General features: G+C 37.8%; 2 protein-coding genes. One reads left to right on the forward strand and one right to left on the reverse strand.

Annotated elements, in window-relative coordinates; genetic code table 11:
* Nucleotides 1-290 precede the first annotated feature (290 nt).
* Nucleotides 291-1,457, forward strand: coding sequence for a tetratricopeptide repeat protein (locus DM84_RS05580; RefSeq protein WP_250778984.1), 1,167 nt, complete (start codon nt 291-293; stop codon nt 1,455-1,457).
* Nucleotides 1,458-1,641: 184 nt separating this feature from the next.
* On the opposite strand, the gene odhB is transcribed toward DM84_RS05580, so the two are convergent.
* A complete protein-coding gene (gene odhB / locus DM84_RS05585) occupies nt 1,642-2,814 on the reverse strand; it encodes a 2-oxoglutarate dehydrogenase complex dihydrolipoyllysine-residue succinyltransferase (RefSeq protein WP_250778986.1) in 1,173 nt (390 codons plus the stop codon).
* Nucleotides 2,815-3,049 lie beyond the last annotated feature (235 nt).

The following is a 3,049-nucleotide window of genomic DNA, read 5'->3' on the forward strand; positions in this document are numbered from 1 at the left end:
TATCAACCTTAACTTCTCTAAATTTGCTCACAATCTCTTAACTTGACGCGTATGGTATGGCCAACAAGCCAAAGAAATTTTAGATATCATCGCCTATATTGCCTCTGACAATATTCCTGTAGAAATGTTTTTAGGGTTAGAACACAATAGAGAAAAGCTAGGTGATGCTATCCAACTACTTAAGCAATATTCAATGGTCAACTCAGGAGAAGAGTAAAGTTCAGTCAATATTCACAGGTTAGTACAGCAAGTAACAAGAATAGAGCTAGAAAAACAATAAAGACAAGGTTGTGAAAAAGACTTTTGAATTGCTGGCAGAAAGCTTTCCTTATGGCAGTGATAAATTAGAAGACTGTGCTAAGAAACGACAGTTATTGCCACACTTAGAAGCGTTTTCATTACATATAAATAATGGGCTAAAAGAAAATCCTTCAGAAAAACAAACAATAGAAAAGTATTACCTTGTCTTGTTAATATGGATGAGTGATGGGTATTATTATGTGGGTAATCCCAGAAGACAAAAAGAGTCGCTTGAGCGGGCTTTACCTATCTTGAAGAAACGTTATGGCTCTGATCATCCTGAAGTTACTGTTACACTGGCAAACCTTGGCATCGCTTATGGCGCTTTAGGTGATCATAAGAAACAGAAGGAGTTGCTCGAACAGGCTTTAGCAATTCAAGAAAAACATTATGGTTCTGATCACCCTGAAGTTGCTGAACTGCTGGCAAACCTAGGTAGTACCTATGGGGATTTAGATAATCCTCAGAAAGCAAAAGAGTTGCTTGAACGTGCTTTAGTAATTCAAGAGAAACATTATGGCCCTGATCATTTTCAAACTGCCAGACTGCTGGCAAACCTAGGTGTCATTCATGGGAAGATAGATGATCACAAGAAAAAAAAGAGGTTACTTGAAAGAGCTTTAGCAATTCAAGAGAAACATTATGGTTCTGGTCATTTTAAAGTTGCTATTACATTAACAAACCTAGGTATCGCTTATGGTACTTTAGGTAATCCTAGAAGACAAAAGAAGTTGCTTGAACGGGCTTTAGCAATTCAAGAGAAACATTATGGTCCTGATCATCTTGAAGTTGCTATGACACTGGTAAACCTAGGTAACGTTTATGGTGCTTTAGATGATCCTCAAAAACAAAAGGAGTTGCTTGAACGGGCTTTAGCAATTCAAGAAAAACATTATGGTTCTGATCATTTTGAAGTTGCTAGAACACTAGCAAACCTAGGTAACGTTTATGAAAGTTTCGGTGATCATAAGAAAAAAAAGGGATCGTTTGAACGGGCTCTATCTATCTTTAAGAAACATTACGGTCCTGATCGTTTTAAAGCTGCTAAACTACTGATAAACTTAGGCATCATTTGTGGTGCTTTAGGTGCCCATGAGAAACAAAAGGAGTTACTTGAGCGTGCTTGGGAAATTTTAGCAATTAAAAAGAAGAATTAAAGTTGCTGTTACACTGATAAACCTCAGTATAGTTTACTGCACTCCGGGTAATTTTCAAAAAGTAAAAGAGTTGTTTGCACGGGATCTTTAAGAAACATTATGGCTCTGATCATCCGGAAATTGTGAAATTACTAGCAGAACTAGATGATTTTTAGTAATGTGTACTACTAAATTAACAATTAAATCACACTTCCAAAACTAATCTGTTTGGATCTTCTATGTAATTTTTTATTTTGACAAGGAAAGTTACTGCGCCTTTGCCGTCGACTATTCTGTGGTCGTAGGAGAGGGCAATGTACATCATAGGTCTAGTTTCAATTGAGTTGCCGATAGCAACTGGCCTGTTTTGTATTGAATGCATGCCAAGTATTCCAGATTGCGGAGGGTTTATGATCGGAGTGGACAGGAGCGAACCGTATACTCCACCGTTTGAGATGGTAAACGTTGCACCTTCCATTTCTGAAACTTGCAGTTTGCCTTCTCGAGCTTTTTTGCCAAGAGTAGTCAAGGTCAACTCGATTTCGGCGAATGACATTTGGTCAGCACTCCGAATAACCGGCACAACAAGGCCTTTATCGGTGCCAACAGCAACACCTATGTCATAGTAATGTTTATATACGATTTCATCGCCTGAGATTTCAGCGTTAATTTCAGGAATCTCCTTCAGTGCTTGCACTGCCGCCTTTATAAAGAACGACATGAAACCTAGTTTTATTCCATATCTCTTTTCGAAAGTTTCTCTATATTTTGCCCTAAGATCCATTACATTCTTCATGTCGATCTCATTGAATGTGGTCAATATCGCAGCAGTGTTTTGCGACGCCTTCAAACGAGCAGCGATTACTTGCCTTATTTTGCTCATTTTTACTCGTTCTTCTCTTCGCTCCCCACTTGCTATACTTTTTGGCAGTTTGACCGCAGGCTGTTCAGCGCCTGTACTTTTGCTTATATGGCCTATTACATCCGCTTTGGTTATTCTGCCTCCCATGCCAGTTCCTTCAACATTTCCTGCGCTGATTGCATTTTCCTCCATAATTTTACGAGCTGAAGGAGCATCTTTTTTAGCAGGAGCTTCACTTTTGTCTTCTTTCTTTATCTCTTCTTTTACCTCTCCTACGGAAAGCTTCGCTAATGGCTGATCTGGGCTTATTACATCATCCTCTTTTACAAGAAATTCAGTTATTTGCCCTGAGGCCTCTGCGGTTAATTCAAGCGCTGTTTTGTCAGTTTCAATTTCAAAGATTAAATCATCTACTTTTACTGATTCGCCAATATTTTTCTTTATTTTGACTATACCTTCCGTAACTGACTCACCACCTAGAGTTTTTGGTGCTCTAATTTCTATAATTTTGCTCATAAAACAACCTTCCGTACAAACTTGCTATAATTTTATACATGAAAAGAACCGTATAATAAACTAATAAATTTCTTTATCATTTAGAAGTGAAAAACGGATAACATACTCCCAAATGCCATTCTAGATATGTTCTATCCATAAAAACGAAAAAAACTACTTGACAACCTTTGCCGTTACTCCTATCATAGTATTGAAGCTATTTGTTTAACTTCCCAATCTGTACAGGTTAAAATGA

The organism is Wolbachia pipientis (assembly GCF_023661085.1).
Taxonomy (GTDB): Bacteria; Pseudomonadota; Alphaproteobacteria; order Rickettsiales; family Anaplasmataceae; genus Wolbachia.

What these genes read in the sequence shown, in the direction of transcription:
- odhB (WP_250778986.1), bottom strand. Translation starts at nt 2,814, where the DNA reads ATGAGCAAAATTATAGAAATTAGAGCACCAAAAACTCTAGGTGGTGAG.